General features: G+C 72.2%; 6 protein-coding genes and 1 pseudogene. 2 read left to right on the top strand and 5 right to left on the bottom strand.

Features of this window, described 5'->3' with window-relative positions:
- The 5 genes from G6017_RS03985 to G6017_RS03965 all read right to left on the bottom strand — a co-directional run.
- Nucleotides 1–319: ArsR/SmtB family transcription factor (locus tag G6017_RS03985; RefSeq protein ID WP_206682420.1), on the bottom strand; the 319-nt coding region annotated here is incomplete at its 3' end.
- Between the two features lie 62 nt (nt 320–381).
- Nucleotides 382–606, bottom strand: a complete 225-nt coding sequence (locus tag G6017_RS03980) for a hypothetical protein (protein WP_182616033.1) — start codon at nt 604–606, stop codon at nt 382–384.
- Between the two features lie 488 nt (nt 607–1094).
- Nucleotides 1095–1817 carry a hypothetical protein gene (locus tag G6017_RS03975; RefSeq protein ID WP_206682419.1) on the bottom strand — a complete coding sequence of 241 codons (723 nt, stop codon included), beginning with the start codon at nt 1815–1817 and terminating at the stop codon, nt 1095–1097.
- A gap of 238 nt (nt 1818–2055) precedes the next feature.
- Nucleotides 2056–2682, bottom strand: coding sequence for a CueP family metal-binding protein (locus G6017_RS03970; RefSeq protein WP_238556361.1), 627 nt, complete (start codon nt 2680–2682; stop codon nt 2056–2058).
- 2 nt (nt 2683–2684) lie between these two features.
- Nucleotides 2685–3326: a DUF305 domain-containing protein gene (locus G6017_RS03965; protein WP_182616029.1), complete on the bottom strand. Its 642-nt coding sequence runs from the start codon at nt 3324–3326 to the stop codon at nt 2685–2687.
- Nucleotides 3327–3560: 234 nt separating this feature from the next.
- Here G6017_RS03965 and G6017_RS03960 point away from each other — a divergent pair, with 234 nt between their 5' ends.
- Both G6017_RS03960 and G6017_RS03955 read left to right on the top strand, forming a co-directional pair.
- A complete protein-coding gene (locus tag G6017_RS03960; RefSeq protein ID WP_182616035.1) occupies nt 3561–4283 on the top strand; it encodes a response regulator in 723 nt (240 codons plus the stop codon).
- A 74-nt stretch (nt 4284–4357) separates the two neighbouring features.
- Nucleotides 4358–5318: pseudogene (locus tag G6017_RS03955) on the top strand (sensor histidine kinase); the annotation flags it as partial.

The raw sequence follows: 5318 nt of genomic DNA, 5'->3' as shown, positions 1-5318 counted from the left end.
CCATCAACTCGGGACGGGCGAGCGAGTAGAACACCTGCCGGCCCTGCGGTCGCCCCTCCACGAGCCCGCAGTCCCGCAGGCACGCGACGTGGGCGGACACCGTGGACTGCGCCAGCCCGAGCTCGGCCACCAGGTCGGCGACCCGGGTCTCACCGCGGGCGAGCCGGCGGATGATCGCCAGCCGGGTTCCGTCGGACAGGCTGCGGAACAGCGCGGCAGCGGCATCGAGTCCGGGCCCTGACTCGGGGGTCGCTCCCGGCTCCGTCCCTGACCGGCACCCGGTGGTGTCCGCGTACGCAACCCCGGCATTGATCGTCATTCGACGATGATAACTGTGTTGAGCGATGTGTTCCAGGGTCGACGCCGGCGTCGACCCGGCCCCTAGGAGTTGGCGATCGCGAGCACCGCCCACACCGGGAGCCACAGGCCGAAGGTGAGGATGGTCAGGATCAGGTGCAGCACGTGGTTGACGCGCCTGCCGCCGCCGTTGGCGACGAACACGGTCTGCTGCATCGGGTACGGCTGCGGCATGAAGGGCTGCGGCATGAGGTGCTGCGGCATGAAGGGCTGGGGAGGGTACTGCTGGGGCATGACGTGCTGCGGCATGAGGTGCTGCGGCAGGTACGGCCGGTACGGGCCGGGAACGAAGGGGTCGTTGTCGAACGCGGGTGGCGCTCCCAGATGCCGGGGGGGCGAAGTCCTGGTCAGGGCGGTACGGCGCGGCGGGTGAGTTGCCGTAGGGCAGACCGCCCTCGTGCGCCAGGGGTTCGGCGGGCCCGGCGGCCGGGCGGGTCGGGAACTGCTCCGTCGGGAACCGTTCCGTCGGGAACTGCTCAGGGGGGAACTGCTGGATGGGGGCGAACTGGTCCGTGGGCGCCGGAAGGCGGTCCCGACCGGCGTCCGAGGACTCGTCGGGCCGGTAGGGGAACTGCTCGTTCATGGCGTCTCATTTCACGGTGCGGGAGAGGCGACTCGACTGACGTCGGGGTCACCCTAGCCGCGGCCGCGCGCCGCTCACCCGGGGCGGAACGGAAATCCGGGAGAAGATCGGGGGACCCCTGCAGCGCGCCCGGCCGGGTCGTCAGGGTCTACCCCTACGAGCCACCGCTCTCCCGGCGTCTGTGGACGAGTAACCAGACGAGCAGCACCGCGAGGAGGCTCACCAGTGCCACACCGGCCCCCAGGGGGCGGACCGTGGCGGAGGTGGCACCGGTCCACGCGTCCGGGGTGGGTCCGTCGTCAGGCGAGGGAAGGGTGAGGTCCTGCGCTCGCGTCTGCTTCTCGGCGCCGCTCGCCAGAGCGACGGTCGCGTTCCACTCGCCGGCGGGGACCGGCAGGTCCGCCGACAGCGGGAATCGGACCTCGGCCGTCTCGCCGGGAGCGATCGTGACGGGCTCCGCTGCGATCGGTGGGGTCGCCAACCCGCCGGGCCCGCCGGTGAGGTCGAGGGTGCCGGCCACGTCGATCGCCCGTCGTCCCGTGTTGGACACGGTCGCGAGGAAGGCGGCCACCCCGAGCGCGGTCCAGACCGGCCGGAGATCGACGATCTCGAAACCCGACCCGGGGTCGTCGCCCGCGCCGGTGGAGAGGTAGACGCGGACCCCGACGCGGGAGATCCGGTCGAGGCCGGCCTCGTGCGAGCCCGAACCGCCCCCGGAGGACCCGACCGACCCGAGCGATCCGGCCTCCGACCCCACCGACCCCGCTGAGCCCACCGACCCAGTACCCGATCCGGTCGCGCTCCCGCCCGGGGACGCGGAGGTGTGGGACGCCCAGATCACCGCGTACTGCTCGGCATCCGGGGCCTCGGCGGGCACGGAGATCGTCGCGACCACCTCGGCCGACGCCCCGGGCTGCAGGTACAGAACCGGCCGGTCGACGCGGATCCACCGGGACAGGGCGCTCGATTGACCGGGCGCTGAGGGGAGGAAGCTCCCGTCCTGCAACGCGGCCGGCCCGGGATCTAATGCGTCAAATCCGGCGGCGTGTCGCGGGTGTGAACCGGATGGCGGGTCGCCCCATGGTGCAGCTGAGTCGGTGTGACGGGTGCGGCGCCTACGCCACCTGCATCGTGGTCAGGCAGGTCAGGTCGTCGTCGCCGGTGGAGACGGGCGAGGTCGTCGAGTCGCCCTCGTGCGCGATCGTCAGGGTGCCGGTGAGGTCGCGCGGGAGCCACAGGCCCACGAAGCCGTTGTCGTAGGTCGTGCGGGTCTCGTCGAGCACGGTCTGCCCGGTCGCCCCGTCCGTCACGGTCACCTGCACGGTCTCGCCGCCGAGCTCCCCGAGGCACGTGGTGAGGCTGTGGAAGAAGCAGTCGTGCGTGAAGGTCCGGTACGGGGCCACGGAGAGGTAGAACTCGTCTGCCGGCATCGGCAGCGCCGCCTCCTCGAGGTCGCCGGTGGGGTCGCTCAGGACCAGCTGGTCCGGTTCGACGGAAGCCCACAGGTCGTCGGGCCGCTCGGCCACGGGCATGGTGTCGAGCCGCTCGATCACCTGCCGGGCGTCCAACCCCTCGAGGCCGTGTCGCTCGACGAGGGTGGCCGCGGCCCGGTCGGAGGTGGAGTCCGGTTCCGGCCCGGCCGAGGTGCAGGCGGTCAGCCCCAACGATCCCGCGACCACGGCCGCGAGCAGGGCGCGACGGCGCGCGGACGGGCGGGGAACAGTCGTCAGAGCACTCGTCACGGTCACAGGCCGGCGAGCATCTCGCGCATCTGATCGATCTCCCGCTGCTGGGTGTCGATGATGGTCTGGGCCAGCTCGACCGCCTCCGGGTGGGTGCCGCCGGACACCTGGTCCTCGGCCATGTCGATCGCGCCCTCGTGGTGGACGATCATCTGCTCCAGGAACAACCGCGCGGCGTCGGTGCCCTCGGCGTCGGCCAGCTCCTGCATCTCCTCCGGCGAGAGCATCCCGTCCATCATGCGCATCTCGCCGGCGTCACCCATGTGGTCGCCATGATCGTCGCGGCCCATGCCGGGCTCGCCCCACTCCCCGAGCCACTCGTCGAGCTGCTCGATCTCCGGGCCCTGCGCGGCCTTGATCTCCTCGGCCAGCTCGCGGACGTCGTCGGGGACGCCCTCCTTGGCCAGGATGATGTCGCTCATCTCGATGGCCTGCTCGTGGTGCGGGATCATCATCCGCGCGAACCGCACGTCGGCGGCGGAGTGCTCGGACGCGTCGCCCTCCTCGGTGGTCGCGGGAGCGCCGTCCTCGGCGGTGGTGGTCGTGGCCGGCGTCGTGGCCGTCGTGTCGTCGCCGTCGTCGGCACAGGCGGAGAGCGTGAGGACGGCCACGGCTGCGGCGGCGAGGAAGATCCTGCTGGTCATCGTCGAGGTCCTTTCGAACGGAGCGGCCGGGCGCCCGGACTGCTGGGAACCATCCTGCCCGTCGGGTCCGGCGCTTCGGATGGAGGTCGTGTGAAGGTTTGGTCAAGGCCGTCGCGGGGGCGGCGGATCCGCAGGCGGGGCGCGATGATGGGACCCATGACCCCCAGCCCTGGCGACCACGGACAGGCCGGTGCACCCGGTCCCGTGCCGCGCCCGCCCACGGGGTTGCGGGCGATGGTCGTCGACGACGAGCAGTCCCTCGCCGACCTGGTCGCCTCGTATCTCCGTCGCGACGGATTCGAGGTCACCGTCACCGGCGACGGTGCCGAGGCGGTCACGCTCGCCCGGTCGGTGGACCCGGACGTGATCGTCCTGGACCTGGGGTTGCCGGGGCTGGACGGGGTCGAGGTGTGCCGGCGGGTCCGGGTCCACTCCGACGCGTACGTGGTGATGCTCACCGCCCGGACCGACGAGGTCGACACACTGATCGGGCTGTCCGTCGGCGCGGACGACTACATGACCAAGCCGTTCAGCCCCCGCGAGCTCATGGCCAGGATCCAGGCGATGTTGCGCAGACCGCGGGGTCCCGTGACCGGGTACGACGACGACGTGGCCGCCGCCGGGTCCGCGGGCAGCAGCCCGGTGGACGCGCGTCTGCGGAGGATCGGGGATCTGACCATCGACGTGGCCGGTCGCGAGGTGAGCGTCGACGGGCGGGCCGTCGCCCTGACCCGCACTGAGTTCGACCTGCTCGCCGCCCTGTCCCGCGACCCGGGTGTCGTGTTCACCCGGTCCCAGTTGATCGAGAGGGTGTGGGGCCCGAACTGGGTGGGCGACGACCACCTGGTGGACGTCCACGTCGCGCACCTGCGCCGCAAGCTCGGTGACGAGGCCGCGCGGGGTCGCTACGTCCGCACCGTCCGCGGAGTGGGCTACCGGATGGGGGCCGGGCGGTGAGCGGCGGCGCTGTCGGCGAGGTGCGGCGCGGCCGGCTCGCAGGGGCGAGTTTCGGGACGCGTCTGTTGGTGGTCATGGCCGGGGTGGTGGTGGGCTGCGCGGGGAGCGCCTGGCTCGTCGCCTCGGTGCTGGCGCCCGAGATCTTCCACGACCACCTCGGACAGGCCGGGATCGAGCACGACTCCGCGGAGGCCGCCCACGTCGAGGAGGCGTTCACGGATTCGATCGTCCTGGCCTGGGGGCTGGCGGTGGGCGTCGCGGTGCTCCTGGCGTTGCTGGCGAGCTGGTACCTCACCCGCAGGGTCCAGCGTTCGGTCGCGGTGGTGACCGCCTCGACCGCCGAGATCGCCGGCGGGCGCTACGACACGCGCGTCGCGAGTCCCGAGCTGGGGCGGGAGTTCGACGACCTGGCGACGAGCGTCAACGAACTCGCCCGGAGACTCGACGCCACCGACACCACGCGACGCCGGATGCTCGCCGACCTCGGTCACGAGATGCGCACCCCGCTGGCCACGATCGACTCCTACCTCGAGGCCGTCGACGACGGTGTGCGGGACTACGACGACGACACCAGGGAGGTGCTGTGGACGGCCACCCGCCGACTCGAACGCCTGGCGTCGGACATCGTGGCCGTCTCGGCCGTCGAGGAGCACCTGACCCGCCTCCATCCGGTCCCCACCACCATCGCCGGGTTGGTGGGGAGCGCCCTCGACGCCGCCCGTGAGCGGTTCGCGGACAAGTAGGTGGAGCTCACCGCCCGCGACCTCGTCGACGCCGAGGCCACCGTGGACATCGACCGCATGGGCCAGGTACTGGGGAACCTGCTGGACAGCGCATTACGGCACACCCCTGCCGGTGGCTCCGTCACCGTCAGCACCAGCCTGCTCCCCGCGGACACCGGCACCAGGACGTCCGGCACCGACACGGTGGCTCGGAGGCGGGTGTCCGTCACTGTCACCGACACCGGCGAGGGCGTGGCCGCGCACCACCTGGATCACCTCTTCGACCGCTTCTACCGCGCGGACACCGCCCGCG

It is taken from the genome of Dietzia sp. B44, from assembly GCF_014145245.1.
Classification (GTDB): Bacteria; Actinomycetota; Actinomycetes; order Mycobacteriales; family Mycobacteriaceae; genus Dietzia; species Dietzia natronolimnaea.
This window is presented reverse-complemented; position numbering and strand designations above follow the sequence as displayed.

What these genes read in the sequence shown, in the direction of transcription:
- G6017_RS03980 (WP_182616033.1), bottom strand. Translation starts at nt 606, where the DNA reads ATGCCGCAGCACGTCATGCCCCAGCAGTACCCTCCCCAGCCCTTCATG.
- G6017_RS03965 (WP_182616029.1), bottom strand. Translation starts at nt 3,326, where the DNA reads ATGACCAGCAGGATCTTCCTCGCCGCCGCAGCCGTGGCCGTCCTCACG.
- G6017_RS03960 (WP_182616035.1), top strand. Translation starts at nt 3,561, where the DNA reads ATGGTCGTCGACGACGAGCAGTCCCTCGCCGACCTGGTCGCCTCGTAT.